The organism is Pannonibacter phragmitetus DSM 14782 (assembly GCF_000382365.1).
Classification (GTDB): Bacteria; Pseudomonadota; Alphaproteobacteria; order Rhizobiales; family Stappiaceae; genus Pannonibacter; species Pannonibacter phragmitetus.
Genome location: NZ_KB908217.1, coordinates 309,344 through 327,661 on the forward strand (window position 1 = coordinate 309,344; position 18,318 = coordinate 327,661).

General features: G+C 63.5%; 12 protein-coding genes. 3 read left to right on the top strand and 9 right to left on the bottom strand.

Annotated features, from left to right (window positions below):
- Nucleotides 1–173 precede the first annotated feature (173 nt).
- From H163_RS0108270 to H163_RS0108295, 6 genes are all read right to left on the bottom strand, one after another.
- Nucleotides 174–1,187, bottom strand: a complete 1,014-nt coding sequence (locus H163_RS0108270) for a TIM44-like domain-containing protein (RefSeq protein WP_026355621.1) — start codon at nt 1,185–1,187, stop codon at nt 174–176.
- A 159-nt stretch (nt 1,188–1,346) separates the two neighbouring features.
- The gene (locus H163_RS0108275; RefSeq protein ID WP_019964102.1) at nt 1,347–4,934 is read right to left on the bottom strand and encodes a hydantoinase B/oxoprolinase family protein; all 3,588 of its coding nucleotides are present in this window, start codon (nt 4,932–4,934) and stop codon (nt 1,347–1,349) included.
- Nucleotides 4,935–5,083: 149 nt separating this feature from the next.
- Entirely contained in the window at nt 5,084–6,391 is a 1,308-nt protein-coding gene (locus tag H163_RS0108280; RefSeq protein WP_019964103.1) for a TRAP transporter large permease, read from the bottom strand.
- Between the two features lie 5 nt (nt 6,392–6,396).
- The gene (locus H163_RS0108285) at nt 6,397–6,933 is read right to left on the bottom strand and encodes a TRAP transporter small permease (RefSeq protein ID WP_019964104.1); all 537 of its coding nucleotides are present in this window, start codon (nt 6,931–6,933) and stop codon (nt 6,397–6,399) included.
- 225 nt (nt 6,934–7,158) lie between these two features.
- Nucleotides 7,159–8,139: a TRAP transporter substrate-binding protein gene (locus H163_RS0108290; protein ID WP_019964105.1), complete on the bottom strand. Its 981-nt coding sequence runs from the start codon at nt 8,137–8,139 to the stop codon at nt 7,159–7,161.
- A gap of 80 nt (nt 8,140–8,219) precedes the next feature.
- Nucleotides 8,220–9,467 (bottom strand): NAD(P)/FAD-dependent oxidoreductase, encoded by a 1,248-nt coding sequence (locus tag H163_RS0108295; RefSeq protein WP_019964106.1) that lies wholly within the window; start codon nt 9,465–9,467, stop codon nt 8,220–8,222.
- A 358-nt stretch (nt 9,468–9,825) separates the two neighbouring features.
- Here H163_RS0108295 and H163_RS0108300 point away from each other — a divergent pair, with 358 nt between their 5' ends.
- The gene (locus H163_RS0108300) at nt 9,826–10,362 is read left to right on the top strand and encodes a winged helix DNA-binding protein (protein ID WP_019964107.1); all 537 of its coding nucleotides are present in this window, start codon (nt 9,826–9,828) and stop codon (nt 10,360–10,362) included.
- A 68-nt stretch (nt 10,363–10,430) separates the two neighbouring features.
- Here the strand turns inward: H163_RS0108300 and H163_RS24965 are convergent, their stop codons facing one another.
- The 3 genes from H163_RS24965 to H163_RS0108315 all read right to left on the bottom strand — a co-directional run bounded on the left by H163_RS24965 (nt 10,431) and on the right by H163_RS0108315 (nt 13,005).
- Nucleotides 10,431–10,997, bottom strand: coding sequence for a lytic transglycosylase domain-containing protein (locus tag H163_RS24965; RefSeq protein ID WP_425298542.1), 567 nt, complete (start codon nt 10,995–10,997; stop codon nt 10,431–10,433).
- Nucleotides 10,998–11,497: 500 nt separating this feature from the next.
- Nucleotides 11,498–12,256 (bottom strand): N-acetylmuramoyl-L-alanine amidase, encoded by a 759-nt coding sequence (locus tag H163_RS0108310; protein ID WP_026355622.1) that lies wholly within the window; start codon nt 12,254–12,256, stop codon nt 11,498–11,500.
- Entirely contained in the window at nt 12,253–13,005 is a 753-nt protein-coding gene (locus H163_RS0108315) for a TerB family tellurite resistance protein (protein ID WP_019964110.1), read from the bottom strand. The genes H163_RS0108310 and H163_RS0108315 overlap by 4 nt, the downstream gene beginning before the upstream one ends.
- A 168-nt stretch (nt 13,006–13,173) precedes the next feature.
- Here H163_RS0108315 and H163_RS23640 point away from each other — a divergent pair, with 168 nt between their 5' ends.
- Nucleotides 13,174–15,249, top strand: a complete 2,076-nt coding sequence (locus H163_RS23640) for a putative bifunctional diguanylate cyclase/phosphodiesterase (protein ID WP_019964111.1) — start codon at nt 13,174–13,176, stop codon at nt 15,247–15,249.
- Between the two features lie 151 nt (nt 15,250–15,400).
- A complete protein-coding gene (locus H163_RS0108325; RefSeq protein ID WP_019964112.1) occupies nt 15,401–18,277 on the top strand; it encodes a DUF2339 domain-containing protein in 2,877 nt (958 codons plus the stop codon).
- The last annotated feature ends 41 nt before the right edge of the window (nt 18,278–18,318 follow it).

Consider the following 18,318-nt stretch of genomic DNA (forward strand, 5'->3'; position numbering starts at 1 on the left):
GTAATATCGATTTTTGCCGCAGGTTCGTAATTTTGCTGATGAAAAATTCAGATCAGCGCTATGGTGATGAAGTGTAGTGGGGCCGGTAGACGTTCCCGGAGAGTGCGTGGCAAAAAAAAAAGCCGCCCGGTGCGGGGCGGCTTCTTCCAGGCAGTTGTGTCAGCTGCGGGGTGCTACTCGGTTCCCTGGATGCCTGCCAGCACCCATTCCCCGCCCTTCTGGCGGCGGAAGGTCCACAGTTCGGTGCTTTCCTGCGGCTCTTCCAGGCTGCCGGAGAGCACATTGCCGGACTTGCGGTCGAGGATGGCGTCGAGAGCCGAGAAGCGCATTGCGACCGTTGCATAGTCATCGTTGCCCTCGCTCCAGGCTTCCGAGAGGTCGCCCTGCAGCAGCTTCACATCCGAAACGCTGTTGCGCTTGCCGGAGGAGGCGAGTTCACCCAGTTCTTCGGCGAGGAAGGACATGGCCTCCGGCGTAGCGAGACGGCGCAGGGCGGTGTAGTCCTCGCGGCCATAGGCTTCCTGAACTTCTGCCAGCATCTGCTCGAAGCGGTCAAAATCGGCAGGTTCCAGCTCCAGCGGCGTGTCCATGACGGCCGCCTGCACCGGTGCGGATGCTGCCGGTGCGGCGCTGCCGCCGCCGTTACTGCCAAAGCCAAACGAACTGCCTGTGTTGCCGCCGTTGCTGGTGCGGAAATCAGGGCGTGCGCCACCGGCTGCGGCTGCTGCAGGCTGTTGACGGCGCGCTGCCAGGAAACGCATCACGAGCATTGCGATGCCGGCGATCAGGGCCACCTGCAGGATCAGGCCGAGGAAACCGGCAAAGCCGCCGAGGCCGCCGCCCATCAGCATGCCGAACAGGCCACCCATGAGCAGGCCACCCATCAGGGCGCCGCCCATGCCGCCGAAGAAACCGCGTGAAGGCTGGGCTGCCTGCTGCGCGGCCGCACCCGGTGCTGCCTGCTGCCCCTGTGCGGGCTGCGGCGTCATGGTGCGCTGCATCGGTGCGGCGGTGCCGGGGGCCGTGTTGGTCGGCGCCGGGGCGGAAAAGGTGCGGTTGCCACGGCTGCCAAAGCCGCTGCTGCCGGCCTTGCGGGCTTCGGCGAAGTCAACGGCGGCAAAAAGGGTGGCAAATCCGAGAACGAAAGCGGCTGTCGTCTTGCTCATCCGGCGGGCGGCAGCAGGCATCAGGGTTTCCTCCAATAGGGCCCATTTCGGGCGTAACCTGGCTGATATGGGATGCCCTCAGCCGCTTTACCAGAGCCCTGCCAGCGCGGTTTAAGTGTTTTTCCGAGTGAAAAAGGGCGGAACCGCAGCTCCGCCCCTTGTTCGTCTCAGGTTTTGACGTCAGTCCGTCCGGCCCCAGCCACCGGCTGTCGGGGTGATCATGGTCACCGCCTCGCCGGGCTCCAGGACGGTCTGGTCGCAGCCTTTCAGCACCTCGATCCGCCCGTCGAGACGGCGCACTTCCGTGCGGCCAAGCTGCCCGTCCTCGCCGCCTTCCATGCCCTTCGGGGTGATGTTCCGGTGGGAGCCGAGGATGGCGAGATCCATCTTCTCCAGGAAGCGCAGGGTGCGGAGCGTGCCGCCGCCGGCGGACCATTTGCCCTTGCCGCCCGAGCCCTTGCGGATGTGGAAATCTTCCAGCAGCACGGGGAAGCGGAATTCCAGCACTTCCGGATCGGTGAGGCGCGAGTTGGTCATGTGCACATGCACCCCGTCCGTGCCGTTGAAGCCGGGACCGGCGGGCGAGCCGGAGCAGATGGTCTCATAATACTGGTAGGTGTTGTTGCCGAAGGTCAGGTTGTTCATGGACCCCTGACTGTTGGCCATTGCCCCCAGTGCCGCGAACAATGCGTTGGTGACGTGCTGGGAGGTCTCCACATTGCCTGCCACAACGGCCGCCGGATACTCCGGCTTCAGCATGCAGCCATCCGGCAGGATGATGCGGATGGGTCTGAGGCAGCCCGCATTCATCGGGATGTGGCCATCCACCATGACGCGGAAGCAATAGAGCACGGCTGCACGGGTCACCGGCTCCGGTGCGTTGAAGTTGTTGGCCGCCACCGGGCTGGTGCCGGTGAAGTCAACGGTTGCCTCGCGCTTTTCCTTGTCGACTGTGATCTTCACCTTGATCACCGAGCCCTGATCGGTTGGATAGTCGCAAGCGCTGTTCTTCAGGGCCGAGATCACCCGGCGCACGCTTTCCTCGGCATTGTCCTGCACATGGCCCATATAGGCCTGCACCACGTCGAGGCCGAAGTGGGCGACCATCTTGCGCAGTTCCTGAATGCCCTTCTCGTTGGCCGCGATCTGCGCCTTCAGGTCGGCGACGTTCTGGTGGACGTTGCGCACCGGATAGGGATGACTGGTCAGCAGCTCGATCAGCTCCGCCTCGCGGAACCGGCCCTGATCAACAAGCTTGAAGTTGTCGATGAGCACGCCTTCCTCGTCCACCGTGGTGGCGAGCGGGGTCATGGAGCCGGGGGCCGAGCCGCCCACATCCGCATGGTGGCCGCGGCTGGCGGACCAGAACAGGATCTCCTTGCCTGCATCGTCAAACACCGGCGAGACGACGGTGATGTCGGGCAGGTGCGTGCCGCCGTTGTAGGGGGCATTGAGGGCGAAGACATCACCGGGGCGGATCTTGCCTTCGTTGAGCTTGATCACCGTTTCGACGGACCGGTCCATGGAGCCCAGATGCACCGGCATGTGCGGCGCATTGGCCACCAGCGCGCCGTTGCGGTCGAAGACGGCGCAGGAGAAGTCCAGCCGCTCTTTGATGTTCACCGAATAGGCGGTGTTCTGCAGGGTCAGGCCCATCTGCTCGGCGATGGACATGAACAGGTTGTTGAACACCTCCAGCATCACCGGGTCTGCATGGGTGCCGATGGCGGCAGAGCGCTCCAGCGGCACGACGCGGCGCAGGATTACGTGGTCCTTGACGTTGATTTCTGCCTGCCAGCCCGGTTCCACGACGATTGTGGCATGCGGCTCGATGACGAGGGCAGGGCCGGGCACCTTCATGCCGGGCTTGAGGCCTGCGCGTAGGTAAACGCCGGCCTCATGCCACTGTCCTGCGGCGTAGAAGCGGGTGGTGCGGGCAGGTTCCGGCGTGCCTTCGGTCAGCGGATGATCCGCCTCGATGATGCCGGCGCCACCGCCGGAGCTTTCCACCTCAAGGGCTTCCACCACCACAGGCTTGTTCTCATAGGCAAAGCCAAACTGCTTGCGGTGCGCATCCTCGAAGGCCGCCATCATTTCTGCCGGGCTGGCCAGCAGCACGGGCAGCGGGGTGTCGGTGCCCTCATAGCGCAGATGGGCGCGGGTCAGGGTCTCGCAGTCATCGCCCGTGACGCCTTGCGCCTTCAGTTCGGCTTCTGTCTGGGCGGCAAGTTCGGCGCGCAAGGTGTCGAGCGCGGGCATCAGCGCGTCTTCCAGCCGCTTGATCACCGCCTGCTGGCGGCTGGCGCGGATGTCGGCAAGACCCATGCCGTAAGCCGAGAGAATGCCGGAGAAGGGATGCAGGATCACCGTTTCCATGCCGAGGCTGTCAGCCACCATGCAGCCAGACTGACCGCCCGCGCCGCCAAAGCAGGTGAGGGCATAGCCCGTCACGTCATAGCCGCGCTGCACGGAAATCTTCTTGATGGCATTGGCCATGTTCTCGACGGCAATGCGCAGGAAACCGTCCGCCACTTCCTCCGGCTTGCGCCCGCCGCCGATCTTGTCCGCCAGCTCCGCAAAGGCCGTCTTCACGGCCTCTGCGTCCAGCGCCTCGTCCCGGTTGGGACCGAAGATCTTCGGGAAGAAATCCGGGATCAGCTTGCCGGTCATGACATTGGCATCGGTCACGGCCAGCGGGCCGCCGCGCCGGTAGCACTTCGGGCCGGGATTGGCGCCAGCCGAATCCGGGCCGACCTGGAAGCGCCCGTCGCGGTAATGCAGGATCGAGCCACCACCAGCGGCCACCGTGTGGATCATCATCATCGGGGCGCGCATGCGCACACCGGCCACTTCCGTTTCGAAGGCGCGCTCATAGGTGCCATCAAAATGGCAGACATCCGTCGAGGTGCCGCCCATGTCGAAGCCGATGACCTTTTCAAAGCCAGCAAGCCGCGAAGTCTCGACCGCGCCGACAACGCCGCCTGCCGGGCCGGAGAGGATCGCGTCCTTGCCCTGGAACAGGTCTGCGGCGGTCAGGCCGCCGGAGGACTGCATGAACATCAGGCGCGGGCCTTCGCCCAGCTCTTCCTGCACCTGCCGCACATAGCGGCGCAGGATCGGCGAGAGATAGGCGTCCACCACCGTTGTGTCGCCGCGGCCCACCAGCTTCATCAGCGGCGAGACTTCATGGCTGACGGAGATCTGCGGGAAACCCGCCTCGCGGGCGATGGCCGCAACGCGCTTCTCGTGGTCCGGATAGGCATAGGCGTGCATGAAGACGATGGCGACGGAGCGGATGCCAGCGTTCCACGCTGCTTCCAGCGCTGCGCGCGCTTCCGCCTCGTCCAGCGGCGTTTCCAGCGTGCCATCGGCGCGCAGACGCTCGCTCACCTCGTGGACGCTCTCATAGAGCAGTTCCGGCTTGATGATTTCCTTGGCGAAAATGTCCGGCCGGGCCTGGTAGCCGATGGCCAGCGCATCGCGGAAGCCCTTGGTGGTGATCAGTGCGGTACGCTCGCCCTTGCGCTCCAACAGGGCATTGGTGGCGACCGTCGTGCCCATCTTCACCGTGGCGATGGCGCCGGAGGGGATCGGGTCACCTGTGGCAAGGCCCATCAACTCGCGGATGCCTTGCACGGCGGCGTCCCGGTAGGCTTCCGGGTTTTCCGACAGCACCTTGTGCGCGCGGATTGTCCCCTCGGGTGTACGGCCGACGATGTCGGTGAAGGTGCCGCCGCGATCAATCCAGAAATCCCACTGACCGTTCATTTTCGTCCCTCTGGGTACGGTTCTTCCATGGCTGGATTTCAAGCTATGTTTTTATCGACATTTTGTCGATAAATTATTTTTTGAAATCAGCTTGCCGTTTGTCCTTTGCCCCGGCCTCTCCAGCGCTGACGCATTGCGGCCCGAAGGGCTCACCCCATGTTCGCCATATTCATGGGCAGCCAGGTGGCCAGTTCGGGGAACACGATCAGCAGCATCACCATCACCACCATGATGAAGAACATCGGCAGCGCAGCACGGGCGATGTAGGACATGGGGTGATTGGTCATGCCCTGTAAGACGAACAGGTTGAAGCCAATAGGCGGCGTAATCTGTGCCATTTCGACCACCACGACGATGAAGATGCCGAACCAGAGCACGTCGATGCCTGCCTGACGGATCATCGGTTCCACCACGGCCATGGTCAGCACCACGGAGGAAATGCCATCCAGGAAGCAGCCGATGACGATGTAGAACACCAGTAGCGCCAGCAGCAGCTGGAACTTGGAAAGCTCCATGCCGCCGATCCACCCTGCGAGCGCACGCGGCAGGCCGGTGAAGCCCATGGAGAGCGACAGGAACGCAGCGCCCGCCAGAATGAGCGCCACCATGGCGGACGTTCGCGTCGCGCCCATCAGGCTTTCGCCGAAGGATTTCCACGTCAGCGAGCCCTGTGCCAATGCCAGAAGTAGCGAGCCTATGACGCCGAGGGCGGCGGCTTCCGTTGCCGTGGCTAGGCCAGCGTACATGGAGCCGATCACCACCACGATGAGAGCAAGGACGGGGAGCAGGAAGCGGGAATTCTTCAGCTTCTCAGCCAGAGACATCACGGGTTCCGGCTTTGGATTATAGTCCTTCGAAACCTTTGAATAGACGGCGATATAGCCCATGAACAGGGCGGCCAGAACGAGACCGGGAATGACACCGGCCATGAACAGGCGGGTGATGGATTCATTCGTCGTCACGCCATAGACGATCAGCGTCAGCGATGGCGGGATCATCAGGCCGAGCGTGGCCGAGCCTGCCAGCGTGCCGATGATCGTCTTTTCCGGATAGCCGCGCTTGCGCAGCTCCGGAATGGTCATCTTGCCGACGGTCGTCAGTGTAGCGGCAGAGGAGCCGGAGACGGCGGCAAAGACGGTGCAGCCCGCGACATTGGTATGCATCAGCCCGCCGGGCAGACCGCCCATCCAGGGGGCAAGGCCGCGGAACATGTCCTGCGACAGACGGGTGCGGTAGAGGATCTCACCCATCCAGATGAACAGCGGCAGGGCCGTCAGCGTCCAGGAGGATGACGCCGCCCAGATGACGGTGATCATCGCGTCACCGGCCGGGCGCGACGTGAAGAGTTCCATGCCGACGAAGGCGACGCCCAGCAGGGCAAGGCCCACCCACACGCCGGTGCCCAGCAGCAGGAACAGGACGAAGAGAAAAATGACAATCGGAGCAATGGCTTCCATCGGGCTTACTCCGCGTGGGACTGTTCGCCGGTCCCGGCAGCAATGCCGGTCCGGCCGGTGACGAGCACCCGGAAGAAGCTTTCGGTGAGGGCGATGGCAAGCAGGGCAGCGCCTGCGGCCATAGCCGACTGAGGGATCCAGAGCGGCGTCTGATCCTGCCCCTGACTGATGTCATGCAGCTTGCGGGACCAGTAGACGGCTTTCACCGCATACCAGGTCAGATACCAGCCAAGCGCCGAGCCGATGGCAAGGCACCAGGCCTCAACCCAGCGCACATGCCGCCCGGCAAGGTTCAGCAGCAGCCCGACACGGATATGCGTGCCGCTTTTCAACGCGTGGGCAAAGGCAAGGAAAGACGCGGAGGCCATGGCGTAGCCGGCATAATTGGCTGCCCCCGGAAAGGTGATGCCGAGCCAGCGGGCGCACATCTGTGCAACGATGATCACAAGGATCATCACCAGGCTGACTGCCGCAAGCACGGCTCCGGCCCGGTACAGGCCATCAAGGACGCGCAGCAGCGCGTGTCCGGATCTTTCAAGCATCAGGTTCCCCTCTTCGCCATGGTGCCTGCCCTTTCTTTCTGAAAGGGTCCGGCTTTCCGGCGCCTTGCAGCACCAGCCTTTTTGCCCCTTCAGGCACCATGCCGGAAACCTTGCGCGGGAACCTGCCGTCCGCAAGACTTCGGGAATGGGCCTGTCCGGAGTTCTCCGGACAGGCGGGTGGGAATGGGCCTATCAGTGCATCTCCGGACAGGCGTGGTTCAGGGATTACTTGGCCTTGTAGGCGTCGATGACGGCCTTGCCCTTGTCACCGGCGGCGGCCAGCCAGTCGCTGGTCATGGTTTTGCCCACGGCCTGCAGGTCTGCCTTCAGCTGATCGGAGGGCGGTGCCACCTTCACGCCGTTGGCAGCAAGGCCTTCCAGCGTCTTGGTGGTGTAGGCAATGGCCTTTTCGAGGCCAGCAGCTTCAGCCTTGGCACCGCAATCGGTGAAGGCGGCCTTCTGGGCATCGGTCAGGGCGGCGTAGCTGTCCTTGTTGACGAGGACCGCGTTGCGCGGCAGCCAGGCGTTCACTTCGTAGAAGTTGGTGACACCGCTCTCCCAGAGCTTGCTGTCAAAGCCGGTGGCGCCGGAGGACATCATGGATTCGGTCACGCCCGTGGCAAAGGCCTGCGGCACTTCAGCCGCCTCAATCTGCACGGCCGCCATGCCGGTCAGTTCGGCGATCTTGGAGGTGGCGGCGTTGTAGGCGCGGAACTTCGTGCCCTTCATGTCGGCAACAGAGTTCACTTCCTTCTTGAAATAGAGGCCCTGCGGCGGCCACGGCACGGTGTAGATCAGGACGAGGTTCTGTTCGTCCAGCGCTTCGGCAACGGCCGGACCAGCCGCGTCCCACAGCTTGCCGCTTTCTTCAAAGGAAGTTGCGAGGAAGGGAATGCTGTCCACGCCGAACAGCGGGTTCTCGTTGGCATGGGCGGAAAGCAGGCGCTCGCCGATCGGCACCTGACCGGTCTGGACAGCACGCTTGATATCTGCGCCGCCGAAGAGCGAACCATTCGGATGGGCGACGATGTCGATCTCGCCGCCGGTGGATTCCTTCACGCAGGCGGCGAAGGTGACGACGTTTTCGGTGTGGTAGTTGCTGGCCGGATAGGCCAGCGGCATGTCCCACTTCTCAGCCATGGCGGCCTGAGCCAAAGCTGCGCTGCAGACACTGGCCAGAATGGCGGTCTTCATCATGCGTGTCATCCTTACTTCCCCTCAGGTTCTGGCCTCAGGATGCGTTGCCCGGGCCGGTTGGTTTTTATTGCGTCTTGCGCCTCTTCCCTTCAGGCAAAGCGTGAAGGATCGAATGCTGAAAGATCGGAGTTGGTCTTCTGGCCCGTCAGCATGCCAGACACGAAGCGCCCCGTCTTGGGGCCCGCCGTCAGGCCGATGTGATGATGGCCAAAGGCGGCGATCACATCACGGCAGCCGGGTACTTCGCCGATCAGCGGCAGGCTGTCGGAAGGGGCGGGACGGTGGCCCATCCAGCGGCTGGTCTCGCGCCAGGTGAGGCCTGGCATGGCAGCACGGGCCTGCCGCTCCAGCAGCGCGAATGGCGCTTCGCTGGGGCCTGCGTCCAGCCCGCCGAACTCGACAATGCCCGCCAGCCGGATGCGGCCTTCCATCGGTGTGACCACGAACTTGCCCGCCGTCATCATGGTGGGGGCGGCCGGCATGGCGCTGGGCTCGATGAGTTCGAGATGATAGCCGCGTTCGCTTTCCAGCGGTACGGAAAGGCCCAGCTTTGCCATCAGCGGCTTCGACCAGACACCGGTCGCCAGAACCGCCTTGCCGCAGGCGATGAAACCATCGCTTGTCTCAAGGCCCTCCAGACCGTCCGGACCGATACGGAAATCGAATATCTCCGCACGCCGGAACGTTCCGCCAAGCGAGAGAAAATGCCCTGCAAGAGCCTTTACATAGCGGCCGGGATCGCTGATCCGGCCATGGTTCTTCAGCCGCACCGCAAAGCTGTTCTTCGGGCTGAACAGAGGATCGTAGTCTGCAAGGGCCTGACCTTCGATCTCGTCCCACTCGAAACCGGCCTGACGGCGCAGGCCCCAGCCGAAGCTGTCACCTTCAAAGGTGGCGCGGTCCGGATAGCGGAAAACATAATCGGAAGGCACCAGCCAGCGCTCGGCTTCCGTGCCGCCTGCCAGTGCCTGATGCTGGGCGAGGCTGTCGGCATTGAGCAGGGCCAGCCCGCGCGAAATCGCCTCCACCCGGTCAGCCCGGCAGTTGGAAAGATATTTTGTGAGGAAGGGCAGCAGCTTCGGCAGATAGGGCCAGCGCAGGAACAGGGGGCTGTCCGGGTCCATCAGCATGCCGGGCGCCTTGCGCATGAGGCCCGGCACCGTCACCGGCACAATGGCGCAGGCGGCCAGCACGCCGCCATTGCCGAAGGAGGTGGCATCACCCGGCTCCTGCCGGTCGATCAGGATCACATTGGCGCCTGAGCGCGCCAGCCAGACGGCGGTGGATACACCGGCAATGCCTGCCCCGATGACGGCAATGGGGCCGGAAACACTCATGCCGCACCGGCCTCAGATGGCCTGCTTGATCTTCCTGTCATGCTGCAAAGCCTCCCAACTCACAGTCCCTGCCGGGACGTTAATTGACGCCTATAAAATGTCAATAAATCATCGCCGTTTCGGCTGGTGCTGTCCTGACGAATTTGCGTGCATAATATCTGCGGTTAAGCCGCCGGAATGCGCGGTCTTTTCACGCCGGTGCATTACCGGGACGGCAAACTGCCCGGTAAAACAGCAGGTGCATGTCGTATCTGTGCAAGCGGCTGGCTTTGGGTCTGTTGCTGGGGCACTTATCAGTCGGGTAGTTTGCAACGGCGTTTGATTTTGGGATTTCGCAGCGGGGAGACGTGCAGGACCAATGAGCGAAAACGAAGAACCGCAGGAACTGGCTCCGATTGGTCCGGTCGTGTCCGCCGCCCATCTGGCTTCCGGCGCCATGCCGTCGCTGTCGGAGGTGGAATTCGGCGTGACGATGATGATCAACGCCTATTACCGCTGGATGGTCCGCTGCATGGCTGCGGCCGGGGTGCCGGGCATGAGCCCGCTGGACGTCCAGGTGCTGCACTCGATCAATCACCGGGGGAGGGCCAAGACGCTGGCCGATCTCTGCCTCGTGCTGAATATCGAGGATACCTACACCGTGTCCTATGCACTGAAGAAGCTGGAGGCCGCAAAGCTGATCGTCTCCGGCCGGCGGGGCAAGGAGAAGACGGTGGCGATCACGCCTGAAGGCGAAAAGGCCTGTCTCGAATACCGCCGCCTGCGCGAGGCGCTGCTGGTGCAGCCGGTCAAGGCCATCGGCTTTGACGAGAAGGAGCTGTCGCGCCTTGCGGCCATCCTGCGCTCTGTCTCCGGCTCCTACGATCAGGCGGCACGGGCAGCAGCGGCCATGTAATGAATGCAAGAGGCGGCCGGAGGGAGCTTTGGGTCTCCATCCGGCCGCCTGTTTCTCTGCCTATCCGGTTACAGCGAGGCGATGATCTGCTTCACCTGGCCGCAATACTGGCGGCTGCGGGCGTTCATCCGGGTGGCGAAATGGCCGGCGTTGTAGCGCAGGATCGTCCCGCAGGTGTCGCCGCCAGCGCGGGTCTGGGCTCCGGCCAGATAGCGCATGCCCCATTCCAGATTGGTTGCCGGATCATAGAGCGCCGACGCCTTGCCCCGGAAGCCGAGGCCACGCGCGGTGGCAGGCTTGATCTGCATGAGGCCGATTTCCCCGTGGCGGCCCCTTGCCCGGGCGTTGTAGTTGCTTTCCACGCGGATGACGGCATGGGCCAGTTCCACGGAAACCCCATGACGCTTGGCGGCAGCGGCAATCAGGTGATCATAGGCACTGTGACCGGCAACACTGCCGTCCTCATCCGCAGCGCTGGCAGCGGCTGCCTTGCCGCTTTCGCTGGTGCCCTGTGTTCCGGCTTCGGTTGCAGCGGTCTTGCTCCGCTTGACGACCAGTCCACCGGGCGTTTCATCCGTGACCGGACGGAGGGCAGGCGTCAGACGTCCCCCGACCATGACCAGAACCTCACGCATTTCGGGCTTCGCGTTTTCGCTGCCTGCTTCGCTGGCTTCAGGGGATGGAGCGGCTGCACGGCTTTTGGCAAGGCTTTCGCCGGGCATCATGGTCAGGGTAAGCGCGACGGAAAAAAGGCAATAGAAAGCCCGGCGCAGGGAGGTGCGCGTCTGGGTCATGTGATGTGGCTCCGTGAATGTCTTCCGGGTGCTGCCCGCGGCTGAGGTCAATGCGGCTTGCCGCGGTTCGATGGGGGAGAAATGACCGCCAGCTTGGGCCAAAATCGGCCCGGTATCATCACGAAATGTTACGGAAATTAAGGGTAGCCCGTTAAATATTTAAGCGTTTTGTAGGTAAATCATGCAGATCTGGGCAAAAGCGGGGCGCTTGTTTGGTGAGAAGCGTTCAGCCATCAAAGCGCCCGTCTTTATCTCAGCATTTGCCCCGTATGTTGCCATGCACAATGGCGCTCGTTAACGGCGGCGGCCGGGTGTTCGCGGGCGGTGCCGCCGCCCGCAGGTCAGAGCTCGGGCAGGGCCGTGAGCAGCTTGTGCAGCGTTGCGATCGTCGAGGCATCGGCGATGCCGTCCACCCTCTCGGGACGGAAATGGCGCTGGAAGGCGGTCACGGCTGCCTTGGTGCGGGCATCGAACTCTCCCTGCACCGGTACGTCATAGCCGTAGATTGCCAGCATTGACTGCAGCGCCTCGATGGGCTGGCCGCTTTCGCCCTCCTGGAAGAACCGGCCGCTGGTCACGGGAACCGGGTCCACATGATGGGCAACGCCGCCGGCGGCCAGAACGTTCCATGGAAACAGCTCGCCCGGATCTTCCTTGCGGCCGGGGGCGACATCGGAATGAGCGAGCACGCGCCAGGGCTTCATCTGGTGGCGCAGCATGATGTCCTGGCACAGGTGCAGAACCGCTTCGACCTGAGCCTCGGGAAAGGGCCGGTAGCCCCACTCATGGCCGGGGTTGACGATCTCGATGCCGATGGAGCGGGAGTTGATGTCCGTTTCGCCCTTCCAGAAGGACTTGCCCGCATGCCAGGCGCGGCGGGCTTCCGGCACGCATTGCAGGATCCGGCCATCCTCATGGACGAAATAATGGGCGGAGACTTCCGCCCGCGTGTCGCACAGGCGCTGCAGGGCCTCATCGGCGGTCTGCATGCCGGTGTAATGCAGGATGATCATGTCAACCGCTGCGCCGTCCCGGCGTTCATTGTGATTGGGGGAGGGGTGCACTCTGGCGGGCACGCCGCAATCAGGCTTCACACTCACAGGCCACGCTCCGAACTGATCTTGGCATAGGCCGCATTGAGGGCGGCCATACGGTCATTGGCGATACGGACGAATTCCTGGGGCACACCGCGGGCAATCAGCACGTCGGGGTGGGTTTCCCGCACCTCGCGGCGGTAATGCGCCTTCACGTCCTCGTTTGATGCATCCGGATGGATGCCCAGAACTGCATAGGGGTCGTTGCGGCCGCGCACATGGCGGGCAACCACCTTGTTGAACTCTCGCTCATCGAGGCCGAAAATCCGTGCCACCTCGCGCAGAAACTCAAGCTCCTGCGTGTGGATCAGACCGTCGGCCTTGGCAATGAAGAACAGGCCGTCGAGAATGTCGAAGAGGGTCTTGCGGTCATAGGGAAAGAGATCCGCCAGCTTCTTGGCATAGGTATCGAAGCCGGCAATGTCCTGTTTGGCGAGATCAAACAGGCGTGCGACGTTGCGTTCCTCACCTTCGGGAACCTCGAACAGCTTGCGGAAGGCAAGGACTTCGTCGGTCGTCACCACGCCGTCTGCCTTGGCCATTTTCGCCGACAGGGCAATCATGGCGACGGTGAAACCGACCGTGCATGTTCCCTCTGGCCGGGCAAGGACAAGCTGCACCAGCCTGTCGATCAGCTGCGCGCCGCCTGAGCCAATGGCCGAGCCGATGGCTGTGACGATGGCGCCAATGCTCGACCAGATGTTCACCGCGACAGGCTCCGGGATCGGGGTGTCCGCCTGGCCAGAGGCGGGCACCGCTGCTTCTTACCCACCCGAGTACAGGCACCGGCACCGGGGGCGCAAGCCCCTACCGGGGCGCTGTTCGCAAAATAACGTAAGGGCAGATTTTCATTCACCTGGGCTAAACCATCATCTGCGTATGGTGCTGCCGGGACATTGGTAAACAGGGTAGTCCGGACAGCTATGAAACGCACGATCAGCCGCCAGGAACTGATGGCCGCAGCAACCATGCTTGCTGTCGTGTTTGCGCTGTCTTTGGGCATTTTCGTCAGCAACCGGCTGTTGTCCAGCTGGCTCGTGGGCGATGCGCTGGAATCCTCCCTGCGCAACTGGACCGAATCGGACCTGCGCCTTGATGCGAGGCAGGGGCGTGAAACGGAGGATCTGTCCAGCGCGCTGCTGCGGCTGCGCAGCTTCAGCCAGAGCTTCGTGCCGCATATTGCCGGGATTGATGACGGCACCCTGCATATTTTCGAGCTGACGCGCTTTGCAGATGCCGTGACGGCGGATCTGGGTTCGTCTGCCAGGCGCGCCCATGCAAGGGTGCCGCTGGTGGATGAGAGTGGCAGCATCCTGCCGCAGGAGGTGCCTGCCGCCCTTGTTGAGGCTGGTATCGGCAGCGGGGCGGTCCGCCGCGCGCTGGAACTGGCCCAGGACGGCGGTCTGCCGCGTGTCACCATATTCTACAGCTGGTGGGGCGCTGCGAAGGATGTGGCGCTGGTGACTGTTCCGGTTGCCGATGGCAGCACAGTGACCTCCGCTGATCTGCTGGCGCTCGACATTGCCCCTGTTCTGGCGGGGGCGAACCGGACGGTTCTTCTGGCAACGGTCCTTCTTGCCGTTCTCACCGTCAGTTCCGCTCTTGCGGTGGGCTTGCTGCTCTGGTTCCGCTACCGGGATGTGGTGCGCATCAGCCGCAACATGGAATTTCTCGCCCATCATGATCCGCTGACGTCGCTGCCGAACCGGGCGCTGTTCAGCGCCAAGCTGACGGAAGCCCTGCGCGTGACGCACGCCAAGGCCAGCAACATGGCGGTGATCCTGATCGATGTGGACAAGTTCAAGTCGGTCAACGACACCTATGGCCACGGCACGGGGGACATCTTCCTGCAGGTGATTGCCGACCGGCTGCGTGCTGTCTTCGGGGAACATCTGGTGGCGCGCCTCTCGGGTGACGAATTTGCGGTGATGGTGACGTCGGTTTCCGATGTGGCGCGGATTACCAAACTCGCCAGCGACATGATTGCGGCCACCAAACCGCCCTGCGTCATCGACGGCATCGAGCTGCAAATCTCCCTGTCCATGGGTATTGCCCGGGCCAATGACGGCAACTGGCGCTCCTCGCGCATGCTGCATTGCGCCGATCTGGCGCTGTACCGGGCCAAGCACTCCGGCCGTTCCACCTTCTTCTGGTATCAGCCGGAAATGGATGCGGAAGCGCAGCGCCGCAAGGAAGTGGAAGCCGGGCTGATCAAGGCGCTGAAATACGATCAGTTCGACCTTCTCTATCAGCCGCAGTTCTCGCTGCATGACAACACGCTGAAAGGCTATGAGGCGCTGATCCGCTGGGAGCACCCGACCAAGGGCACCATCGCCCCGGACGTGTTCATCTCGGTGGCTGAGGACACCGGCCTTATCGAGGACATTGGCGACTGGGTGCTGCGCCGGGCCTGCCGTGAGGCGGCCGAATGGCATGACAAGACATTGCGTGTGGCCGTCAACTTCTCTCCGGCCCAGTTCAAGGCAGGCGAAACCCAGCGCAAGGTGGCCAGAGCGCTGGAGGAATCCGGCCTTGATCCGAAGCGGCTCGAGATCGAGATCACGGAAAGCCTGCTGATCGCAGACACGGATGCTGTGGTCGAGACGCTGGAGGCCATCAGCAGCATGGGCGTGACCATCGCCATGGATGACTTCGGTACGGGCTATTCCTCGCTGAGCTACCTGAACCGTTTCCCCTTCAACAAGATCAAGATCGACCGCAGCTTCATCAAGAACCTCGGCAAGGATGCGGGCACCGATGCCGTCGTCACGTCGATCATCGGCCTTGGCCGGTCACTGGACGTGCTGATCACGGCGGAGGGCGTCGAGAACCAGGACCAGGTGGTGCTGCTGCGCGCAGCCGGCTGCGATCTCGTCCAGGGCTATCTCTTTGGCCGTCCCGGCGCAGTAAAAGGCCCGGAAGTCATCGACGAACGCACCCTTCCGGCAGGTTCCGGGGAAGAGGCCGAGGTCCGCGAGCCTGCAGAGCAGACGGCTTGAGAGCAGCCATTTTCCTCTGAAAGCTTCATGCTGTGGCGCAAGTCACAGGTCAGCCTTGCACATGAGACTAGGTAATCTGATCAGCCTGCTTCAGGATGCAGGCTGATTTTGTGCATCTGCATCTGCATGTCTGCGGAGACGAACCTTGGATATGGAATTCACTCTTCTGATCGGCTTCGCGCTGGTCTTCCTGTTCGTCAGCTTCATTCTGCCGCTCATCCTCTATGGCACGACGGGCGGCCTGCAGCGGCAGATTGACCTGCAGAAGCGCGAGATTTCAGCCCTGCAGCAGATCGTCACCGGCCTGCAACGGCGGCTGGAGCTGAATGAGGCTGCCGCAAAAGCTGCACCGGAGACGGATGCCAGGTCCGCCGCGCGCGAACAGCCGGAAGCCTCCCCGCAACAGCCTTCCGCTGATGATTTCTTTGTAGAAGCGGATGAGCCGGAAACTTCTGGTCCGCTGGAGGAAAGCGCCTCCGCAGATGTGCCTGCAAGCGGGGAAGCTGCACGCCCCGCAGGCCCGTTTGCGGCTGCCGCGCGCGCATCCTCCGCCCGCCGCAGCTCTGCCGCCGTTCCGGATGACGCAAAGGAGGCGCAGGACGCCAGAGACGCCGCCGCCGCCCGTGAACAGCAGATCGGCGGGAAGTGGACCATCTGGACCGGTGGGATTGCCCTGGCCGCCGGTGCCGTGTTCCTCGTGCGCTTTGCTGTCGAGAACGATCTTCTCGGCCCGCTCGCCCGCATTCTGGCCGGTGCTGCGCTGGGCCTGATCCTGCTGGGGCTTGGCGAGTGGACCCGCCGCCGGCCGGGCACCTTCTCCCTGCCGGGCTTTGCCACGGCCAATATTCCTGCCGTGCTGACCGCATCAGGCACGCTGGCGCTGTTTGCGGATGTTTACGCTGCCTATGCGCTTTACGATCTGATCGGCCCGGCCGGCGCCTTCGTGCTGCTGGGAGCTGTCTCGCTGCTCACCATGTTTGCCGCCCTTCTGCACGGGCCCGCGCTCGCCGCGCTGGGGCTTGCGGGCAGCTATGCGGTGCCCGTGCTGGTCTCTTCCGGCAGTTCACAGATCCTTCCGGCGGTTCTCTATGTGCTGGCCGTCTCGGCTGCTGCGGTGGCTGTCGGGCGCATCCGGCGGTGGCTTTGGCTCGCAGGTCTTGCCGTGGCAGGGCTGTTCGGCTGGGCGCTGCTCTTCGAAATGGCGGCCGGTGCCGGAGACAGGCTGTTGCTCGATCTTTATCTGGCAGGCGCCTATGTCATCACGGCTGCGGGTTTTGTCTGGCGCTTCCATGACTTTGCACCGGACAGAGCCGAAAAGCCGGACTGGTACGCCACGGCCGCGCTCAGCGCGCTGGCGCTGCCCTTCCTGGCCCATGTCAGCCTGTCGGACAGTGCTTTGCTCTTCGTTCTGGAGACGCTGCTTCTTGCCGCCGTGCCGCTGGCGCTCGCCTATGGCTGCAGCGCCTTGCGCTATGCCGCCGTGGTGCCGCTGCTGGTGCAGGTGATTGCCTATGCCAGCCTTGATCTGCCGCTCAGGGATCTTGGCGCTTATGCGGGCGTGGATGGCCCTTACGGCCCGGTGATCTCGCCGGTGCCGTCGGAGACGCAGGCCATGCTGTCCCGCTTCGGCATGCAGGGGCTGGTGACCGGGGCCATTCTGCTCGCTACTGGCATTGCAGGCAGCCTGAAATCCGCCTCCCGTGCCGTCCTCGCCTCGCTGGCGGCTTCCGGCAGCCTTGCACTGCTCGCCGCTGCCTGGTGGCGGGTGGAAGGCCTTGCAGCGTCACCGCTGTTTGCCGTGACCGGACTTGCCCTGTCCGCTGCCTTCCTGCTCCTTGGCGACCGGCTGGCCGTGCTCTTTGCCGTGCGCGGGCCGAAGGCTGGCGGTGAGGTGGCGGACACGCATCCGGGCAGCGCCGGAGCGGTGGCGGCCTGGTTCACCGGAACACTCTGCGGCCTTGCCCTGTCCATCGCCATCGTTCTGGAGGGAAGCTTCCTGACCACGGCGCTGGGGCTCCTGGTGCCTGCCTTTGTGTTCGTCTATCTGCGCTACCCGGTGAATGGCCTGCGTGTTCTCGCACCCGTCGCCATCCTGCCCTATGTCTGCCGCCTGCTGTGGGATCCGTTCATTGCGGGCGGCCAGCTCAGCATCACGCCGGTGTTCAACCAGCTTCTCTACGGCTACGGCATTCCGGCATTGGGGCTGGTCTTTGCTGCCTGGGCGCTGACCCGCACCCGTGATGACCTGTGGGCCCGCATCCTGCAGGCGATGGCCATCGCCGGTGTCAGCATCACGCTGGCCATGCTCGCGCTGCATGCGATTGACCCAACCTTCATGTTCTATTCCGACGGCAGCCGGTTCAAGGCAGCGGCGATGATGCTCATCACCGGCGGCTCCGTGTCTCTGGGCCTGACCCGCATTCTTCCGGGCACGGATGGGGCAAGGGGCAACCTGGTGTTCTCGGGCGGAGCCATGGCCATCAGCGTGTTCGGCATTTTTGCGGGCGGGCTGGTGCTCGTGAGCGAAAACCCGCTCTGGACCGGCGCTCCGGTCGGCTACACGCCGGTGCTGAACTGGGTCACGCTCGGTTACGGCGCTCCCTTCCTGATCTACGCCTTGCTGGCCTATGCAGCGCGCCCCGTGCGCCCGGCCGGCTATGTCGTGCTGGTGGGCGCGTTTGCAGGCCTTCTGGGCTTCTGCTTCGTCAATCTCACGATCCGCCATGCCTTCAGCCCGCTGATCCTCACAACCGAACCCGTGAGCGAACTGGAAAACTACGTCTATTCCATCGTCTGGCTGGTGCTGGGTGTGGCTGGCGTGGTGGCGGGGCTCTGGCGCGACAGCCTGCGCCTGCGGCAGGTGGCGGGCGCCATTGTTGCGCTGGTGGCCGTCAAGGTTTTCCTGTTCGACATGTCCTCGCTGCAGGGCGTGCTGAGGGCCTTGTCCTTCCTGGGGCTGGGCGCGGTTCTGATCGCCATCGGCTACCTCTATCAGCGCATGATTGCCCGCAAGCCGCCTTCTGCATGAGAGGGACATGCAAGAAGCGTCCTTGACCGGCTGCCGTTTCC